The 19,909-nt window shown below is 63.4% G+C and carries 12 protein-coding genes; 3 read left to right on the forward strand and 9 right to left on the reverse strand.

Going from position 1 to position 19,909, the window contains the following annotated elements:
• Positions 1 to 345, reverse strand: a complete 345-nt coding sequence (locus AC5ZG5_RS19895; RefSeq protein WP_028161721.1) for a cupin domain-containing protein — start codon at positions 343 to 345, stop codon at positions 1 to 3.
• 155 nt (positions 346 to 500) lie between these two features.
• On the opposite strand from AC5ZG5_RS19895, the gene AC5ZG5_RS19900 reads away from it, so the two are divergent.
• On the forward strand, positions 501 to 728 hold the full coding sequence (locus AC5ZG5_RS19900; RefSeq protein WP_456643658.1) for a hypothetical protein: 228 nt from the start codon (positions 501 to 503) through the stop codon (positions 726 to 728).
• Between the two features lie 112 nt (positions 729 to 840).
• Here the strand turns inward: AC5ZG5_RS19900 and AC5ZG5_RS19905 are convergent, their stop codons facing one another.
• The 3 genes from AC5ZG5_RS19905 to AC5ZG5_RS19915 all read right to left on the reverse strand — a co-directional run bounded on the left by AC5ZG5_RS19905 (position 841) and on the right by AC5ZG5_RS19915 (position 8,632).
• Entirely contained in the window at positions 841 to 1,821 is a 981-nt protein-coding gene (locus tag AC5ZG5_RS19905; protein WP_456643659.1) for an LLM class flavin-dependent oxidoreductase, read from the reverse strand.
• 140 nt (positions 1,822 to 1,961) lie between these two features.
• Positions 1,962 to 2,150 carry a hypothetical protein gene (locus AC5ZG5_RS19910; protein ID WP_035688766.1) on the reverse strand — a complete coding sequence of 63 codons (189 nt, stop codon included), beginning with the start codon at positions 2,148 to 2,150 and terminating at the stop codon, positions 1,962 to 1,964.
• A 125-nt stretch (positions 2,151 to 2,275) separates the two neighbouring features.
• Entirely contained in the window at positions 2,276 to 8,632 is a 6,357-nt protein-coding gene (locus AC5ZG5_RS19915; protein ID WP_456643660.1) for a non-ribosomal peptide synthetase, read from the reverse strand.
• Positions 8,633 to 8,874: 242 nt separating this feature from the next.
• On the opposite strand from AC5ZG5_RS19915, the gene AC5ZG5_RS19920 reads away from it, so the two are divergent.
• Together AC5ZG5_RS19920 and AC5ZG5_RS19925 are read left to right on the forward strand one after the other, a co-directional pair.
• The gene (locus tag AC5ZG5_RS19920) at positions 8,875 to 12,366 is read left to right on the forward strand and encodes an AAA family ATPase (RefSeq protein WP_456643661.1); all 3,492 of its coding nucleotides are present in this window, start codon (positions 8,875 to 8,877) and stop codon (positions 12,364 to 12,366) included.
• Complete coding sequence (locus tag AC5ZG5_RS19925) at positions 12,363 to 13,172, forward strand: protein-L-isoaspartate O-methyltransferase family protein (RefSeq protein WP_456643662.1); 810 nt, start codon at positions 12,363 to 12,365, stop codon at positions 13,170 to 13,172. Before AC5ZG5_RS19920 ends, AC5ZG5_RS19925 begins: the two co-directional genes overlap by 4 nt.
• 225 nt (positions 13,173 to 13,397) lie before the next feature.
• On the opposite strand, the gene AC5ZG5_RS19930 is transcribed toward AC5ZG5_RS19925, so the two are convergent.
• The 5 genes from AC5ZG5_RS19930 to AC5ZG5_RS19950 form a co-directional block, all read right to left on the reverse strand.
• A complete protein-coding gene (locus tag AC5ZG5_RS19930; RefSeq protein WP_456643663.1) occupies positions 13,398 to 14,495 on the reverse strand; it encodes a transporter substrate-binding domain-containing protein in 1,098 nt (365 codons plus the stop codon).
• Positions 14,492 to 14,623 carry a hypothetical protein gene (locus AC5ZG5_RS19935; protein WP_283813229.1) on the reverse strand — a complete coding sequence of 44 codons (132 nt, stop codon included), beginning with the start codon at positions 14,621 to 14,623 and terminating at the stop codon, positions 14,492 to 14,494. The genes AC5ZG5_RS19930 and AC5ZG5_RS19935 overlap by 4 nt, the downstream gene beginning before the upstream one ends.
• Positions 14,624 to 14,805: 182 nt before the next feature.
• A complete protein-coding gene (locus AC5ZG5_RS19940; RefSeq protein ID WP_456643664.1) occupies positions 14,806 to 15,918 on the reverse strand; it encodes an ABC transporter permease in 1,113 nt (370 codons plus the stop codon).
• A 2-nt stretch (positions 15,919 to 15,920) separates the two neighbouring features.
• Positions 15,921 to 18,695, reverse strand: a complete 2,775-nt coding sequence (rbbA, locus tag AC5ZG5_RS19945) for a ribosome-associated ATPase/putative transporter RbbA (RefSeq protein WP_456643665.1) — start codon at positions 18,693 to 18,695, stop codon at positions 15,921 to 15,923.
• Positions 18,692 to 19,762 (reverse strand): HlyD family secretion protein, encoded by a 1,071-nt coding sequence (locus AC5ZG5_RS19950; protein WP_456643666.1) that lies wholly within the window; start codon positions 19,760 to 19,762, stop codon positions 18,692 to 18,694. Before AC5ZG5_RS19950 ends, rbbA begins: the two co-directional genes overlap by 4 nt.
• Positions 19,763 to 19,909 lie beyond the last annotated feature (147 nt).

Here is a 19,909-nt window from a genome sequence, read left to right on the forward strand (position 1 = left end):
CTATCGCATCATCTCATCGCGGCCATGTACCTGCGCCGGCGGCGAGGTCGCCTCGACCGCAGTGAAGGGCTCGATGATGTGATAGCAGTGCTCGGCGTCGGCCGGCACCAGCCAGGAATCGCCAGGGCCGAGCTTGATCGTCTGCCCCTCCAACAGCAGTTCGGCGTGGCCGGAGATCACATAGCCAACCGTCTCGTAATCGCGTCGATGCGGCAGGTCGGTTTGCGGCCGCTCATTGTTCCACATCCGCATGGCAACGCGCTTGCCCGAGACCAGATAGGTCTGTCCCATCGCACCCTTTGGCGAGGTCTTTTCCGATACTTTCTTGACGGTGCTGTCGTGCATAGTTGCAGCTCCAGAGTCGTCGATCGTTCGATATCAAGCAAGCGCCCGGCGAGAGGTTCCTGCGACGCTGCGTGTTCCCGACTCGGAAACCAGGGGAACAGCGGGCCAGCGCGGGCGTTCTCAACTCGAGGCGCCGATCTTCCAGGAGACACATCATGACGGACACCAGGGACATCCAGCATGGCGTCAACGATCCCGTCAGCGGCGTCGACGTGAAGCGGAAGTTCAGGGACAATCAAAGCCCCCACGAACGGGCGCAAACTGCGGCCGACGTCCGGGCCGATCCCTTACCCGCGCCGGACGAACCGTTTCTTCCCGAGGCGCTGCGGCGACCGGCGACCGCCCCGCTCAACCCGCGCACCGGACGCCGCCCGACCGAGTGATGTTTCCGGGGGTGATATTGATTCCAGACGAGCGCAGACTCGGCCTCGGCAAGCCGCTGGAGCTCGACTTCGCGAAGTTGTCGACTCATTTCCACCTTATCGGCGCCGTTATTCAGAACACCCCGCTGCGCGCAAGCGCCTTGCGGACGTGATCGAGTTCCTGCTCGTCCGCGACCACATCGAGGATGATATTGCCGACGCCCAACTCGGCGAAGCTGCGCAGTTTCGCGCCGATCTCAGCATAGCTGCCCACGAGATACGGGCAATCCGCCTGGAAGGTCAGGAATGGAAGCAGACAATAGCCGTTGTCGCGGATCGCGCCGTCCTGCTCATCGTTGCCAAGCCGCCGCTTCCAGACGGAATCGGTGTTCCCCATGGTCAGCTTGAATAATTCGCGATTGTCGTCGCTGTCCTGAAATCGACGCTTTGCGGCCCGCCTCGCCTCCGCGCGGCTTTCCCTCGCAAAGATCCCAAAATTCAACCCGGGAGCCTTTATTCCCTGCTCGAGATCGGGCGGGAGCATCTGCATCATCAGGCATTGCATCTCCGTCGCCACGCGGCGGGCATCGTCCGATTGGCCGGCGATCAGAAATTCCGGGATCAATTCCTTCGGCAGGCGCGGCCAGATCTGCAGGTTATTCGTGGTGTAGAACCTGCCCCGGAAACTAACGGGCCGCGTGCTCGCGAACAATTGGCGTACCACAGCGATGAACTCGCCTAGCCTTGCATATCGCTCGGCGTGGGACTGCTCGTCGCCCAGGCCCTGCAGATCGCTCAGCGCAGTCCCCGTGATCATGTTGAGGTAGACTTTCCGGCCGTAGAGCAGCGCAAAGGAGGAGATCAGTTTTGCCGCGGTGAACGGATGCAGATAGACCGGATTGACCGCGATCAGCGGCGCACAATGTTGCGTGCGCGCGAGGATATGCTGGGCCATCGACCACGGCTCGATGAACACGTCATTGCCGGCAAACAGCAAGATCCCTTCGAAGCCGTTGCGGTCGGCGAAATGCGCGACCCGCATCAGCTCGTCGGCATATTTTGCAGGATCGCGGTTGCGCGAAACGGCAGGGAATACGCGGAGCCTGGCTTTCATCGCCGATAGCTCCGACGATCGGTATCTGCGCTTGTTTGCCAAAATGCCGCGCCAATGCCACGCACGAGCGGCCAGGCGCGATGCAGGATGGCAAGGCGGCCTCTCGCGCTGACGCGCATGGCATCGATGTCGCGCAGCTTCTACCTGCTCTTCTTTTTCTTCTTTTTGGCCTTCTTGGCTTTGGCGGCCTTGCCTAACTTCGCCAAACCCTTTTCCGTGAGGGCCAACGCATCTCTGAGCTGATCCCGCTCGCGCTTGAGCAGATCCCTCAGACTTTTCTTTTCGTCGGGTGTCAGCTTATCGAAATCAAGATACGGAACAAATCCCATAGTAAATACCCCGGGTTTCCCGCCGCCCCTTGCCAGGCGCGGGAACGATGTTGCTCGCGAAGCGACAAATAATCAAGGTAGTTTTCTCGCTCGTTACAGCCTGGAGTAATCGACGCCTGCGCATCTCATGCGGCGCGGCGACGGAGCAAACGTTGCAACGGCGCATCAGGCTGCGCTGCAGCACGCGTGAGGATCACAACAAGATCCTCCATCCATTGCGGAATCACATGGTGTCCGAACAGCTCGCGCTTGTAACTGCACGAGCCGGTGATGCCAGTCTGCCGCTCCTTCAGCATCAGCGAGAGCCAAGTCTGATTGACCGGCAGCACGGGCTGTCCTTCGCGGTAGGCGCTTCCAAGCGTGCGTATCTTCACATCCGAAAACTTCAGCGGCTGGCGCAGCGGATTCTGCAAGGTGAAGTAGACCTGGATCAGGGAGGCTGGATCGATGCCCGTTTCTGCGAGCCGCGCGGCGAGAATGTTGAAGGGCAATTCCTGTCGGGCATGGGCTTCGAGAACGCTGTCGCGCACGCGGGCGAATGCCTGTCGAAACGAAAGGCCGGGATCGATGCGGGTGCGGACGATTACGGTGTTCTCGAACGGTCCGATCACTTGCTCGGTGTCAGGCCGGGAGCGATTGGCCATCGCAGTGGCCACGCAAATGTCATCGCGGCCGGTTTGTATCGCGAGCAGTGTCTTCAGACCCGCCAACAGCGCCATGAACAGCGTGCCATTCTCTCGGCTTGCAAAGGCGGTCACCGCTGCGACCAGATCGCCCGACAGGCGCACCGGCTGATGATCGCTAGGTGGGGCCGGCGCGACGCCGGCAATGTCACCAAAGACCGGCGTGGCGCCGCGCAAATTCTCCTTCCAATAACTGGCCTGCTGCGCCGCAGCGTCGGTCGCACACCATCCGCGCTGACGAAGCGCCGCATCGGAGAACGGCAACGCCGGTTGCAGCGCCGGTCCCGAGCGACCAGCGACGAGCGACGCATAGCGTCGCGAGATCTCGTCAAAGAGGATTCCGATTGACCAGCCATCGGCGATGGCGTGGTGGATCGTGAGCAGCAGCACATGGTCGTCCGGTCCCAATCGCAACAGGCGCGCCCGCCATAGCGGCGCGCGTGTCAGGTCAAATGGTGTCCGTGCTTCCTGCTCGGCGCGAAGCATGGCCTTCCTTAACTGCAGTTGGCTGACGCGCCGGTCGCCCGACGGCGCCCGAACCGCCAGATCTTCAACGCTCAATGGCGCGGCGCGCTTGCCGGGCGGCGTGATCACGAGCGCGGGCTCGTCGCCATCCCAGCCAAAGGCGGTGCGCAGCGACTCGTGACGGCGCATCACCTCACCAAGACTTTTCTTTAGTGCGGCGAGATCGAGCAGCCCCTGCAGCCGCAGTGCAAAGGGCAGGTTGAACAGGGGAAGCCCCGGAAGCGCGCTCTCGATGCCGAGCATCTGGGCCTGCGCGATGGACGGCAGGCGCGGGCCCGTTTCCACGAGATCCGGAATGATCGGCAGAACGTGCTGCGGTTTCCTTGCCAACGCACCGTCGATGCGCTGCGCGAGTTCTTCTACGGTCGGCGCCTCGAAGATCGTCTTGATCGGCAACGACACCCCGAACGCCCGCGCGAGACGCGCCATCGCCTGGCCCGCCAACAATGAATGGCCGCCAAGGTCGAAGAAATTGTCAGCGATGCCGATGCTGGGGACTTTCAGCAGATCGATCCAGATATCGGTCAGCGTCTTCTCGGTGCCGCGACGCGCCGGCGCCGTCACGCCGCTGGCCTTGGGTTCGGATTGATGTACCCCCCTCAGCGCGGCACGGTCCACCTTGCCGTGACTGTTGAGCGGAATGCGTTCAAGGAACAGGAGGGCTGCGGGCACCATGTGGCCCGGCAGCCTGCTCTTGAGGAAATCGCGTAGCGCACCGGCATCCGGCCGGCTGCCCGGAGCCGCGACGATGTGCGCGACCAGCCGGGTCTCGCCGCCGGCGTCGCGCGGCTCGACGATGGCAGCACGGATATCCGGATGATCAAGCAGAACATGCTCGATCTCCTTCAGCTCGATCCGATAGCCGCGGATCTTGACCTGATCGTCGATGCGCCCCATGCATTCGATCGTGCCGTCGGAGCGGCGCCGGGCGAGATCGCCGGTCCGATACAATCGCGCGTCGGCATCTTGCGAAAAGGGGTCGCACAGGAAACGTGCATTCGTCTGCCCAGGATCATTGATGTAGCCGCGCGCGACCCCGGCGCCGCCGACGCAGAGCTCCCCCACCATCCCGGCCGGCACCGGCTGCAGATGCGGATCGAGCACGTAAAGGCGCGTATTTGGCAAGGGGCGGCCGATCGGAACGCTGGTCGCGAGCGCCGGCGGCGCAGTAAGGCGATAGAGCGCGACGTCATCGGAGCATTCCGATGCGCCGTAGGCGTCGACCAACGGCACCTCGGGAAACCGCCGAAACCAGGCGCGGCAGAGATCGACGGCGAGCGGCTCGCCGGTCGAGATCAGGAGGCGCAGTCGGGAGAAGGCGCGCCGCACCGGCGCTTCGTCGGCTTGTTCAAGGATAACCCGCAGCAGCGACGGCACGATCTGCAGCACCGTGACCCCTGCCCGCTCGATTTCTTGCGCCAGCCGTTCGGGATCGCGCACGATCTCGTCGGCACAAATGTGGACGCGTGCGCCGGCCACGATACCGGCGAGAAATTGCCAGACCGAGATCACGAAACTCTGCGGCGCGGTGTGCGCGATGACGTCCGCGGACGACAGGCCAAGCTCGGAGATCAGGGACGCGAGATGATTGGACAATCCCCGCTGCTCGATCATCACGCCCTTGGGCGTCCCCGACGAGCCGGAGGTGTAGATGACATAGGCGAGATTCGATGGCGTGCGCCGCGCCGGCTTTACCGGATTGGCAGCGGTCAGGCCCTCAAGCTGGACGATGGGCATCGAGCGCTGAATAAGCGAGCTGGAAAGCACTTCCTGCAAGGCCGAGGAGCTGCTTGCTCCGACCAATATCAAGTGTGCCCCGCTGGATGCGAGAATCGCGGCCAGCCGTGCAGCGGGTTGGGTCGGGTCCAGGCAGAGAAAGGCCGCCCCGACGCGCTGTACCGCGAGCATCGCAGCCAGCAGATCCGGGCTTCGCTCGGCGAATAGCGCGACCACCGTCTCGTCGCCGATATCCTCCTGCGCGAGCCGCGCGGCGATTGCCGCGCTGCGGCTGGCGAGCTCGCGGTAGCTCACACGCACCTCGCCTGCGGAGACCGCGACCGCTGCCGGCGCACGCGCGACCTGCTGGTCGAACCGCTCGCAGAGATCGAAGGCACTGAAATCGGCTTCGACCCCATTGCAAGCCGCCAGCGCGCGGCGGCGCTCTGCCGGCGACAGCAGCGGCAGGCGCGAAATTCGCTCCTCGAAATCGGCAATGGCCGCTTTCAGGAGCCGCTCGAAATGCACAGCCATTCCGGCAATCGTCGAAGCGTCGAACAGGTCGGTGCTGTATTCGAAGAAACCCGAAAAACGGCCATCGGCCTCGACCAGCTCGAGCGTGACGTCGAAGCGCGAAATCTGGGGATCGATCTCGAGGCGCTGTGTCGACAAGCCCGGAAACGTCGCCGCCTCGATCGAAGCGCTTTGCAGGATGAACATCACCGGAAATAGCGGGTTGCCGTCGCGGCTGCGCGACACCTGCAGCGCCCGCAACACCTCCTCGATCGGCAGATCCTGGTTGCGATAGGCGTCGAGCGTGACATGCCGCACCCGCCGCAATAGCTCGCCGAAGGTCGGATCGCCGGAGCAGTCGGTTCGCAGGATCACGGTGTTGGCGAACAGCCCGATCAGGCGTTCGGTCTGGATCTGATTGCGGTTCGCGATCAGAGAGCCGATCGCGACATTGTCGTGGCCGGTGTAGCGATGGAGAAGGCATTGAAACGCCGCGAGCAGCGTCATGAACGGCGTGACGCCCTTGGCCTGGCTCAGCGCCCTCAGCCGCGCCGACAAGCCTTGCGGCAGTTCGATGTAATGCCGGGCGCCGCGCCCGCTCCAGATCTGTGGGCGTGGGCGATCGGTGCGCAGCGGCAGCGTGGTGACGCCATCAAGCTGCCTGCGCCAGTAGCTCAACTGCTCCTTTGCCGCCGACGTCGCCGCCCAATCCTGCTGCCACGCGGCAAAGTCGCGGTATTGGAACGCGAGCGGAGGCAACGCGGCCGCGCGGCTTGCCGCATAATGCGCTTGAAGCTCCTGCCAGAACAACCGCTGTGACCAACCGTCGGTGACGAGGTGATGGATGTTGATCAGCAGCGCATGATCGGTCACCCCAAAGCGCAACAGCCTGGCTTTGAGCGGCGACTCATGTTCGAGATCGAATTGGTGATGCGCCAATCTCAGTGCTTCCCGCCGGATCGCTGTTTCGCGCTCACCCTTGGCGCATCCCTTCGAGTCCACGTGTTCGAGCCGTGGCATCGCCGCATCGACGCGTTGCACCGGCTCGCCCAGCCATTCGGAGAAGGTCGAACGCAAGACCTCGTGCCGCTCGCAAAGCGCTGCGATACCAGCCTCGAACGCGGCGACATCGAGCCGGCCGGACAGGCGCGCCACTTCGACGACATTGTAATTGTACTTGGTCTTATCCAACCGGCTGAGGACGTACATCCGCTGCTGCTGGAACGAGAGCGGCGCGCGGCCTGACTCTGTTGCGGTCTTGCGCCATCCCGGCATCACGAGGTCGCGGCCCGCCGCTCCCGATTGCAGTCGCCGGGCAAGCTCAGCGACCGTCGGCGCGTCGAAAATCTCCTTGAACAACAGATCAGCGCCGAATTGTTCGCGCAGGCGCGACAGCATTTGCGTCACGCCGAGCGAATCCGCGCCCAGCGCGAAGACGTCCTGATCGACGCCGACCCGCTCCACTTCCAGGAGCCTCGCCCAGATCTCGGCCAATTGCCGCTCCAATTCGGAGCGAGGCAAACGCTTGTGTTCGGTGTCCTCGCTTGCCGGTCCGGCCGACACCAATTCGACAAGCGCGCTTCGCTTGAGTTTGCCGCTCGCCCCTTTCGGCAACGCCTGAACCATCCGGATCAGGCCAGGCACCTTATAGGCGGCGAGCCGCTGCCGGCCGAATTGCCGAAGCTGATGCGCTGTCGCGCCGGACTGCGGCCGCAGCACGATCGCTGCGCCGACGGTCTCGCCGAGCTTCTGGTGCGGAATGCCGAAGACGCCGGCCTCGAGCACATCGGGGTGGCCCAACAACGCCTCTTCCACTTCCAACGGCGAGATCTTCTGCCCGCCGCGGTTGATGACGTCCTTGATGCGGCCGACGATGAACAGATAACCGTCGGGGTCGAAATAGCCGAGGTCGCCGGTCCTGAACCAGCCATCCCGGAAGGCGGCTCTGGTCGCCTCGGGATCGTTGTAATAGCCCCGGCTGATGGTCGGGCCGCGCAGCACGATCTCGCCGTGCTCGCCGGCCGGCAGCCGCCGGCCTTCATTATCCATGATCGCGATCTGGGGGCCGGCGGGCAGGCCGACCGAGCCCGGCTTGCGCCGGTGGCGAGGGTTGGCGGCGATCTGGGATGCGCCTTCCGTCATGCCGTAGATCTCGATCACGGGCACGCCGAACCGCGCTTCCAGCCCTTGGAGAATGTCGGGGGTCAGCGACGCCGATGCCGAGCGGATCACGCGCAGCGAAGACCCCCGCGTCATCTCTGTGTCATGCTCTGAAGCGGATAGCAGCGCGCGGTGGATGGTCGGCACCGCAGTATACCAGGTCGGCTTCAACTCCTTGAGGCAGGCGAAGAAGGAAACGGGGTCGAAGCCCGCGGTGCAGATCACGCTCGATCCGGCCGCGAGCGCCGTGAGCAGGCCGGATATCAGGGCATGCGCATGAAACAGCGGCAGCATGTTGAGCAGGCGATCCTGCGGCCCGAGCGCGAAGACCACCGCAGCATTGTAGGCCGAAAGACACACGCTCGCATGTGTCAGCGGCACCATCTTAGGGCGAGACGCCGTGCCCGAGGTCAGCAGGATAAAGGCATCATCCTCTCCGCGCGCAGCCCCGCCCACAACGGCAGGCCCAACCGACGGGCCTGCCAATTCGAAGGCGCCAAGACCCTGGCCGCCCCGGGGCGACAGATCGATCACAGCAACCCCCAGCGCGTGCGCGGCAGCCCGGCTTGCAGACCCCGCTTCCGTAGACGTGACGAGAGCGGCAAGCTCCAGCTCGCTGAAATAGCGCTGAAATTCATCCCCGGTCAGGTCCGGATTGACCGGGATGCAGACGGCTGCTGTTGCGACTGCAATGACGGCCAGCGCGTTATCGACGCCCCGCGGCAATACGACGGCGACGCGATCGGCCTGAGCGATGCCGAGCCTGCGCAATTGATGGACAGTCTCACTGGTGCGCGTGGCAAGCTCGGCGTAGGTCACCGCGCCGCGCCCGGGAGCAAGCACCGCCGGCCGATCGGGCGCATTGCGGGAATAAAAATCCAGCATATCGCCGATGCTCGAAAAGGCCTGGATGCACGAAACGGCTTGGCCTCCGGTGCTGCGGCCGGCCGATCCTTGCGACGGTGTGGCTGCGATGTCCGACAAGCTCGTGCCTTTTTGCTCGAGTTGAGCTATTGTTCTCGAACTTCGCAGATCCGTCCAGACCGAGGTCGGGCAAAAGTCCCCAAAATGTGCGCAACCGAACGGAGACACGTCCTTTCTCCTGAGATGCAGCTCGACGGATAATCATGCCGGAGAATAAGCCAGGTTCTGAAACGACAGATGGCTTGAAGCACTGGCTCGAGGAGGCCGGCCTCGGCCAATACGCCGATCTTTTCATCCAGCACCGCATCGGCCTCGATGTCATCCCCGATCTGACCGAAGAAGATCTGGCGAAGCTTGGTCTGCCGATGGGCGATCGCAGGCGCCTGCAGCGCGCGATAGGCTCGCTCGTCCCGATCGCACCGAGCAATCCGGTAGCGGATCGCAGCGTCCCGCCGAGAACGGGCAACGCCGCCGAGCGGCGCCAGCTCACCGCCATGTTCTGCGACATGGTCGGCTCCACCTCGCTCTCCGAGCAGTTCGATCCCGAGGATGTGCGCGACATCATCGGCCGTTTCAGGGAGACCTGCGTCCGGATCGTGAAGCACTATGACGGCTTCGCCGCGCGCTATATCGGCGACGCCATCCTGATCTATTTTGGCTACCCGCACGCGCATGAAGACGACGCCGAGCGTGCGGTGCGCGCCGGGCTTGAGATCGTCGAGGCGCTGTCATCGGCACAGGGCGGCGAGCAGCGAGCGGCGTCCAGCTATACGCCTGCGGTTAGGATCGGAATTGCGACCGGCCTTGCCGTCGTCGGAGACCTGATCGGGCAGAGCACCGAGGAGCGCGATTCCGCCGTCGGCGAAACGCTGAACCTTGCCGCCCGGCTGCAGCCGCTTGCCCCCGTCAATGGGGTGGTCATCGCGTCCTCGACGCAATCGCTGTTGAGGGGAAAGTTCGACTACCAGAACCTCGGCATTCACGCGCTCAAGGGGATATCCGAAAAAGTCCAGGCCTGGCGCGTGGTCCGCCGCGCGCGCACGGAAACACGCTTCGCCGCGGCAATGGGTCCGAGATTGACGCCGCTGGTCAACCGGGAGGAAGAAATCGCCCTGCTGATGCGACGCTGGCAACAGGCCAAGCGGGGTCATGGCCAGGTCGTGCTGCTGTCGGGCGAGCCCGGAATCGGCAAGTCGCGCGTTTTCCAGGAGATTCACGAGCGGATCGCGGGCGAGCATCACGGGCAATTGTCGTTCCAGTGTTCTCCTTATTACACCGGCACCGCGTTCTATCCGTTTATCGAGCAGTTCAAATTCGCGATCGGACTCGATCGCGAAGGCTCTTCGGTGCTGGCGCTTTCAAGCCTCGAAGCGGCCGTGATCGCCGCAAAGGGCAATGTGCAGCAGGTGGTGCCGATCTTTGCTGCGCTATTGTCGATCTCGACCGGCGATCGGCATGCGCTGCCGGAGCTTTCGCCGCAGCAGCACAAGGATGTGACGGTCGCCGCGCTGGTGAACCATCTGGTCGGGCTCGCGCGCGACCAGCCATTGATGATCGCCTTGGAGGATGCCCACTGGATCGATCCGACCTCGCGGGAGGTGCTCGACCTCTTGGTGGAAAGGGCTCAGAACGCAGCCATCCTCGTGATCGTCACCTGCCGCCCGGAATTCAAGCCGAGCTGGAATGCGCATCGCCACATCACGGCATTGACGCTCAACCGGCTCAGCCGGCAACTGCGGACGACACTGGTCGAGCGGGTCGCAGGCCGGCGGGAACTGCCGAGGGAAGTGGTCGAGGAGATCATCGTCAGGACCGATGGCGTGCCGCTATTCCTGGAAGAGCTGACCAAGGCCGTCATCGAATCCAACCTGCTCACCGAGCGGCATGGGCGCTACGTCTTCACCGGACCATGGCGCCAGCTCTCGATCCCGGCCACGCTGACCGACTCGCTGATGGCGCGCCTCGATCGCATGGGGCCGTTCAAGAAGATCGCCCAGATCGGAGCCACGATCGGCCGCGAGTTCTCCTACGAGATCCTTCGCGCGGTCGCCGAAGCTCCGGCGGAGCAGATCGAGGCAGCGCTTGATCATCTCGAGCAAGCGGGATTGATCGTTTGCCGCGGTCATCCGCCCGATGCGATCTATGCCTTCAAGCATGTGATGATCCAGGACGCGGCGCATTCGAGCCTCCTGCACAGCGAAAGACGAAGGCTGCATTCGCGGATCGCTGAGGTGATTGCGGATCTCCATCCCGAACGTACCGAGCGCGAGCCCGAGCTTTTCGCCTATCACCTGACCGAATCCGGCCAGGCCGAACCTGCTGTTGGTTTCTGGCTGAAGGCGGGCAGGCAGTCCGCAAAGGCGGGCGCCAATCTGGAAGCGATCAGCCATCTCCGGCGCGGCCTCGGCGTCACCCAAAGCCATCCCAAGATGATGCGACGCGACGAAATGGAGCTGGAGCTTCGCACCGCGCTGGGCAACGCCTTGATCGCCGCCAAGGGCTACGCCGCGCAGGAGGTCGAGGAAAACTACGCCCAGGCGCTCGAGCTCGGCCGTCAGCTTGACGATGAGGCAAATGTGTTCGCGGCGACCCGCGGGCTTTGGGTGTACCATTTCATCCGCGCCGATCTGAAGCGCGCCCATGATCTCAGCGTCGAACTCCTGCAATTCGCGAAGCGCGTACGCCCGAAGGCAACCGCGCAATCGATGCAGCAGCATGCCGGATATCTGATCGAGGCCCACAGGTCGATCGCCATGACCATGCTCTATCGCGGGCGATTTGCGGCTTCGCACTATCATCTGCAGCGCTGCATCGGGCTCTACACGCCCGAATGGCACGGCGAACTGACCGAACGGCACGGTATCGATCCTGGCGTCGTGTCGCTGTCCTATCTCGGATATCTCCAGTGGTTTCTCGGCCGTCCCGATGCGGCGCGCCAGCACACCGAGGATGCGATCGTCAACGCCGAACAGCTGCGTCATCCGTTCACGCTCGCCTTTGCCCTCGAGTTCGGCGCCTATCTTTGCCAGCACCTGCGCGATGTCGAGGGCACCATGAACTATTCCGACCGCGCCATGGTGGTCTCGTCGGATCATGGCTTCCAGCATTGGAAGCAGCAGGCAGGCATTCTGCGCGCATGGGCGATGGTCGAACTCGGCGATATCGACGAAGGGCTGAAGCAGATGCGGGTGGGACTGGAAGGCTATGAAGCCATGGAGGCCTGGCTGGCGACCTGCTGGTTCAGGAGCCTGCTCGCGACTGCCTATGCGAAAGTCGGCCGGCTGGAAGCGGCACTGCGAACGCTGGACGGCGCCCTGGCGGTTGCGAGGCGCACCGGTGACCATTTCTTCCTCGCCGAGGTCTATCGCCTGCAGGGTGAAACGACCTTTGCTCAAGGCGGGCTCGCTGTGGCCGACGACGTCGAGGAGCTGTTCCGCCGCTCGATCGAGCTGGCCCGCCAGCAGAGCGCGCTTGCATGGGAATTGCGATCGGTCGTCAGCCTGGCGCGCCTTTGGCGCGATGCCGGCAGGCGCGAGCAGGCCGTCGAACTGCTCGTGCCTGTTACGGCGCAGTTCTCGGAAGGCTTCCTTACGCCGGACCTGAAGGACGCGTGGAATCTGATGGAGGAACTCGGCGCGAATCCGTCAAGGCAGCATCCATGGGCCAACCAGACAGGGCTACACCAGGCGGGATGAGCGATCTGGCGACGGCAAAACGACGCTACGCGCAAGCGATCCGGCAACGCGAGCAGATTTCGTCGGCGCGCCTGCTGCGGGCTTTCGCCACGGTGCCGCGCGAGCACTTTGCGGGCGATGGCCCCTGGCGCATCCGGCGCGAGGTCGGACGCGGCTACAGCTCCACCGCCGATGCGGATCCCGTTCACCTCTACGACGACGCGCTGGTGGCGATCGATGAACGGCGCAAGCTCGAGACCGGACTGCCGAGCTTGTGGGCGCATTTCTTCGATGTTCTCGACATCAAGGCGAACGAGCGCGTGGTGCAGATCGGCTGCGGGCTCGGCTATTATTCGGCGATCCTGTCCAGGATCGTCGGCGCGCAAGGCATGGTCCTTGCCATCGACTGTAACAAGACATTGGCCGACCGTGCCGCCGCCAATCTCCGCCGATACAAGAACGTCGAAGTGGTCCACGGCGACGGCTGCAACGACGTGAGCGGCCCGGCCGATGTGATCATCGTCCATGCCGGCTTCAATCATCCGCATCCGCTGTGGATCGAATCGCTCCGCCGCAACGGCCGCCTGCTGGTCCCGCTGACCAAGCGGGGCCGGGCCGGCATCGTCATCAAGATCACCCGCCTCGCCCGCTGCTATCAGGCCGAAGTCGTCAGGGGCATCAGGATCATCCCGGGCAAAGGCCGAGGCGGAACCGCGCTCGACGAACGCGTGACGGACTGGTGGCAACGCGCCGTCGCCCTCGCACCGCTGCGGTTTCAAAGCATCGAGCAGGGACTGCCGTCTGAGCGGAAACCGCGACCTACTTAGAGCGTGATGACGTTTCTTCGAATCGTCTCACGCTTCCCACTTTTCCGGATCATGCTCTGGCGACTTCCGACGTAGCGCAATTGGGAGCAGGTCACCCTCTGCACGCCAAGCCGACCGCCCCTGCGCATAGCGGACGTCATCTGAATCGCTTCTTGATCTTCCTCAAAGCGGCGCAGCATTCATCGCGCCAAGCGCTGACGAGCGCCGGCTGAGCCGACGCGAGAGTCAGGGCGATCGCGCGTTTCCAAGAGCCAGGAACAGCGTCTGTTGCCACCGATCGCTTTCGATTTGATCGAGCACGGCAAGATCGAGCATCGGCCGCAAGGCACTGCCTTTCGGCAGCACGATCGCATATCGCTCGCTGCTGAAGCTGGTGTCGACGACTCGGATCGAGCCGGAGAAGTCGTTACGAACGATCCAGGCCAGCAGCGGCTTGTCATGCACGAAGGCATCGATCTGACCGCGGCTCAGTGCGGACAGGCCGCTTTGAGCGTCTGGAAATGCTCGGAACGAAAGCTGCTGGCGCGTGAGGTAGTCGCTTGTCGGAGAGTTCGCGACGGCGCCGACGCGCACGGATCGCAGGTCGTTGAAGCTGTGGACTGCGCCTTGCAGTTCCCTGCGCGTGAGGGTGGAGGTGATGCCGGCGGTGAACACGGCGATCGCGATCACGGAAGCGATCATCCACCCGGTCGCGACGATCCGCCCGGGAAGCGTTGCCGGTGCATTCGCTGCGGCTCCGGCCTGCGTCATGGCAATGGTCGACCACCAGAAGCTGGAGCCGAGCCCCTTGGCGCCCCCGCCGAAATGTTCCGTCTTCCGCCGCTCCAGCAGCCAAATGATGAAGCCCACCGCCATCGCAAAACAAAGCAGCAGACCGACAGCCTGGAAGAAGCCGAAAGAGAGAAGCGCCCGTCCGATCGAGACCCAGGGGCTCTCGTTGAGAGCCACCGCAATCCCGAGTCCGGTGTTGTAGAAAGGTTGGGTGAAATCGACATCGCGTGCACGTGCAGCGGTCACGGTTACGGCCGCGACGCCGGCGTCGAAGGTGCCTTTCGCGACGCCATCCAGCAGATCCTGCACACTCTGCGTCTCAACCAGGCGAAACTTAAGATGCGCGCGATCAGCGATCCTCTTCCAGAGCTCAATGCTGATACCGCCCCAGCTCCCATCCGGCTGCTTCATCGCAAAAGGCGGGGCTTCCTTGGTCGCCACCACCAATTCCTTGTCGGGGGCTATGCCCTGCGCGCGGACCGCGCTGCAGACGAGCGCAAGGATCGCCAGCGGTAAGAGACATGTCAGAACCGATCGAAGCGACAAAATCACTGGTTCGCCTTGAGGGTGCCGATGTCGCCGCTCTTCACGTTCACCACGGCAGCGACGCTTCCTGCCCAAGCCGACGACATGATCGGGTGGAGTAGCGCGCATTCATTTTCGAACTCCAGCGGATTCACCGTACGCCTCGGCTTCTCCCCCGAATCTCGGAACCCAAGAAGATCCAGGCGAGTCCGCCTCTGCAATTCTTACTAGAATGATGGCAATTTGGCGCGCCACTCAGAACAAATTACGATCCGCCCTGCTTGGCAGGCCTCAGCCCGGCCTATTCCAGCCTCCGCGTGGCAACGAAGCTGCTTCGCTATCGCAAGAACTGTCTGAATCGCCAGAGGGAGAACCCGAACAAAATCGCGCCGATGGCCAGCAGTGCGGCGATCTGCGGCCAGACGACGTCGAACCCGGCGCCGCGGAACAGCACGGCCTGGGCGAGAATGACGAAGTGAGTGTTGGGCGCGGCGAGCATGATGTTCTGGATGATCTCAGGCATGCTCTCGCGCGGCGTCGTTGCGCCTGACAACATCTGCAGCGGCATCAGCACCAGCATCATCAGCAGGCCGAACTGCGGCATGGTTCCGCCGACCGTCGCCAGAAAGATGCCCAGGCTGGTCATGGCGAAGATGTAGAGCGCGGTGCCGAACAGGAAAAGCGGAATCGAGCCTCCGATCCGGACCGACAGCAATCCCTGCACCACCAACACGAGCGCAACGCTGGAGGCCAGAAGCACGACGAGTCCCATCGACCAGATCTTGCTCGCCATGATCTCGAATGGCGTCACCGGCATGACGAGCAGGTGCTCGATGGTCCCGTGCTCGCGCTCGCGGATCAGCGCGGCTCCGGTCAGAATGATCGACAGCATGGTGATGGAGGAGATGACGTTGTTGATGGCGCCGAACCAGCCTTTGTTGAGCTCCGGGTTGAAACGCGCGCGCAGGGCGAGCTCGATTGGCAGAGGCGCGGCCGAGCGATAGCGGGCCAGAAACTCGCTGACCTCCTCGTTCACGATAGTCTGGATGTAGCCGCTCCCGGTAAAGGCCTGCGACATGCGGGTCGCATCCACGTTGAGCTGGATGGCCGGCGATCGCTGGGCCAGTAGATCGCGCTGGAAGTTCGGCGGAATGTTGAGCGCGAAAGTGTCGAGACCCGCATCCATGCGGATGTTCACGTCCGACTGCGGAATAAGGCGCGGTATCGTGAAATAGGGTGGATTGAACGCCGTGATGATGCGCGTCGATGCCGGCGAGTTGTCCTCGTCGACGATGGCGAGCGCAGCCTGGTTCAAGGTCTCGGGCTGCGACCTGGAAGCGGTATAGATGGAGATCGTGAAGGCATAGACGATCAGGATCATCAGCATCGGGTCGCGCAGAAGACCCCGCAATTCCTTGATGCCGAGCTGGACGAGGTTGGCGATATCCATGTCTAGCTCGCCTGCTTCTTCAAGAGCACCACGCCGACACCAAGCAGCACCGGGATGGTTATGAGCAACGCAATGAACTCGGCCGACAGGTCGCCGAAATCGAGCCCTTTCGAGAAAGTGCCGCGCGTGATGGTGACGAAGTGCGCGGTCGGGTAGATCCGCCCGATGACGGCGCCAGCGCCCTGGAGGGACGACACCGGATCGACCAGGCCCGAATACTGGGTGGCAGGAATCATGGTGAGCAGCGCAGTCGCGAAGATCGCGGCGATCTGGCTGGTCATAAACGCCGATATCACAAGCCCCATCGCCGTCGTAATAGTCACGTAGAGAAGCGCCGCGACGGTGAACGCCGGGAAACTGCCCGTGAATGGAACGCGAAAGACGAACACGGCAAAGGCGGTCAACAGGAAGAAATTCAGCATGGCGAGCGCCACATAGGGAAGCTGCTTGCCGACGAGAAACTCCAGCCGTGTCACTGGCGTCACATAGAAATTGATGATCGATCCAAGCTCCTTCTCGCGCACGACGCTCAGCGTCGCCAATATCGCAGGTATGATCAGCAGGAGGATCGGGATCACGGCGGGAGCCATCGCCACAATGCTCTTGAGGTCGGGGTTGTACCGAAAACGTGTCTCGATCTGGAAATTGCCGGACGCCGCGGCGTTGCCGTATAGCAGCCGGGCCCGTTCCGTCAGCCATTGGGCATGCATCGCCTGCACATAGCCCCTCACCGTCTCCGCCCGCGAAGGCATGGCGCCGTCAATCCACGCGCCGATCTGAACGTTGCTGCCGCGCGCCACGTCGCGCCCGAACCCCGGCGGGATCTCGAGCGCCAGGCTTAGCTCACCGCTGCGCATGCGGCGGTCGAGATCGTCGTAGTCGGTGATCGCTGGCAATTCGGTGAAAAAGCGCGATCCGGAAATCTGCAGGACATAATCACGGCTGATCCCGCTTTCGTCGCGGTCCATGACGGCGAAGGACAGGTTCTCGACATCCATGTTGATGCCGTAGCCCATCACGAACATCAGAATGAGGCTGCCGAGAATAGCCAGCGTGGCGCGGATCGGGTCGCGCCGCAGTTCGAGCGCCTCCCGATGGGTGTAGGCGAACACGCGCCGCAGATCGAAGAAGCGCATGAGCCGCTGGTGTGCCGCACCGGTTTGGTCGCCCGGCAAAGCCGCGGCCGGTGCGGCGACCTGCAGCCTGGCGTCCGTCCTGCCGATCGCGTCCTGCAGATAGGCGACGAAAGCCTCTTCGAGACTGCCGCCGCCGCGCTGCTCGGCAAGCCTCGCCGGCGTGTCGCTGACCAGCACCCTGCCCGCGTGCATCAGCGAGATGCGGTCACAGCGCTCGGCCTCGTTCATGAAATGAGTCGAGACAAAGATCGTGACGTCGTCCTTGCGGGATAGATCCGACAGGATTTGCCAAAAGCCGTCGCGTGCCACAGGATCGACGCCGGATGTCGGCTCGTCTAGAATCAGGATGTCGGGTGCATGGATCATCGCCACCGCAAGTGAGAGGCGCTGGCGGACACCAAGGGGCAACGCATCGGGCAATGCGTCGATGACGTCGACGAGGTCGAACCGCCGCGTCATCTCCTGGACACGTCCCTCGATCGTGTCAGGGGCAAGCCGGAACAATCGCGCATGTAGCTCAAGGTTCTGCCGGATCGTCAGTTCGGAATAGAGCGAGAAGGCCTGCGACATGTAGCCGACGCGGCGCCGGACATCCATGTCGTTGGTGTCGACCTCATGGCGGAATAATTTTGCGGTGCCTTCGCTGGCGGGCAACAGTCCGGTCAACACCTTCATGGTCGTGGTCTTGCCGCAACCGTTTGAGCCGAGAAAGCCGAAGATTTCGCCGCGGGGAATGCGGAAGCTCACATTGTCGACGGCGGTGAAATCGCCGAACTTCACGGTAAGCTGCTCGGCCTCGATCGCGATGTCGTCCGCGTGTTCGCTTGATCGAGGCGGAATCACCACTTCCGTGTGATCCCGCCGCTGCTCCTCCGGAAGCAGCGCAATGAAGGCGGCATCGAGATTATCAGCACCGGTCTGCCGCAGCAGGTCGGCGGGTGCGCCGGTAGCGAGCACGCGGCCTTCGTTCATTGCAACCAGCCAGTCAAAACGCGCCGCCTCCTCCATATAGGCGGTCGCGACAACGACGCTCATGCCCGGGTGGCTCTTGCGGATCTCATCGATCAGCTCCCAGAACTGGCGGCGCGAGAGCGGATCGACGCCGGTGGTCGGCTCATCCAGGATCAGGAGGTCGGGATCATGGATCAGCGCGCAGCAAAGGCCGAGCTTTTGCTTCATGCCGCCCGACAGCTTGCCTGCTGGCCGATCCGCGAAAGGAGCAAGCCCCGTTCCTTTCAGAAGCTGATCGATCCTCTCCTCGCGTTCGCTTTTGCCGTGGCCGAACAGGCGGCCGAAGAAGTCGACATTCTCGAACACCGACAGCGTCGGATAAAGGTTCTTGCCGAGACCCTGCGGCATGTAGGCGATCTGGGGGCACGTCAGCATCCGGTGCGCGGCATCGCTCATGTCTCCGCCGAGCACATCGACACGCCCTTGCTGCACCGCGCGAGCCCCGGCGACAAGAGACAGCAGGCTGGACTTGCCCACGCCATCGGGTCCGATCAACCCAACCATGCGCGCGGCAGGAATATCGAGCGTGATGCCAGCAAGTGCGCGCGTCTTGCCGTAGGACAGTTCGACCGCATCCAGGCGTATCACTGGCGATGGGCGGGTCTCCCCTGCGGTCGACAGATCGCTCATTGGACGAGTCTCTCAGTAAGCCGCGCCGGCCACTCGGCTTTGGGGTCAAGCTGGACAAAGGCCCTGCCTGGAAGCCCGGTCTTGACCTGTTCGATGTTCCTGCGCAGCAGGTCCGGCGAGATATGCGCCCTGATGCGGAACATGAGCTTTTGACGCTCCTCCTCCGTTTCCACCGTCTTGGGCGTGAACTGCGCGACGTTTGCGACGAAGCTCGCCTTGGCGGGAATGACATGTTGGGGCGCGGCATCAAGCACGATGCGGACATCCGCGCCGATTGCGACGCGCCCGGCCTGCGCGGTGGGCAGGAAGAAGGTCATGTAGACGTCGCCGAGATCGACGAGATTGAGCACACGACCGCCGGCGGCAAGGACTTCGCCCGGCTGCGCCACGCGAAACTGTACGCGCCCATCGCGCGGTGCTGTCAGGGTACTATCGTTGATGTCGGCCTTGATACTCTCGATGGCCGCCTTTGCCGCGTCGATTGATGCTTCGGCGTCGACCACTTGCGCCTGGGTGGAACTGATGGCGGCCTCCGCCGCCGCACGCTGAGCCTCGGCCGCGGCCACCGCAGCCTTCGCCCCCTCGGCGGCCGCACGATCGTCGTCGAGCGTCTGTTGAGGCACGGCGTTGGTTTTGATCAATTGCTCGGATCGCCGCAGCCTTCGGTCGGCCGTATCCAGCTCGGCGTTGCGCTGCGCAATCACTGCGGTGGCGGCTTTTCGCTCGGCTTCTCGCTGGGCGACGAGACTCTTGGCGGTATCGACACCGATGATCGCGCGGCGCAATTGCGCTTCGGCTTGACGGAGCTGGGCGTGGAGCTGCGTCGTGTCCATGCGCGCGAGCACTTGTCCGACTGTGACAAAATCGCCCTCTCTGACCAGGATCTCCTGGATGCGCCCCGGTGTCTTGGTGGCAATATCGATTTCGACCGCTTCGATGCGGCCGTTACCGCTGGCGATTCCCGGCGGGAGATTGTCGCTCGCGAGCCTCTGCCAGGCGTAGTAGCCACCTGCGGCCAAAAGTACGGCGAGCAGGATGATCAGCCAGCGGTTTCGGCCTTTTCTCATTGCCGACGGACCTCATCCATTACATCCGGACACATGGTCCATTGCCGGCGCGCTAACGGGTCGCGCGCGCCGAGCCGTTGTTCACCCGGCCGCCATTGGGAACCGTATCAAGACTGATCGTAGCTCCCATCCGCCAACACCGACATC

This window comes from Bradyrhizobium sp. Ses1, assembly GCF_059512365.1.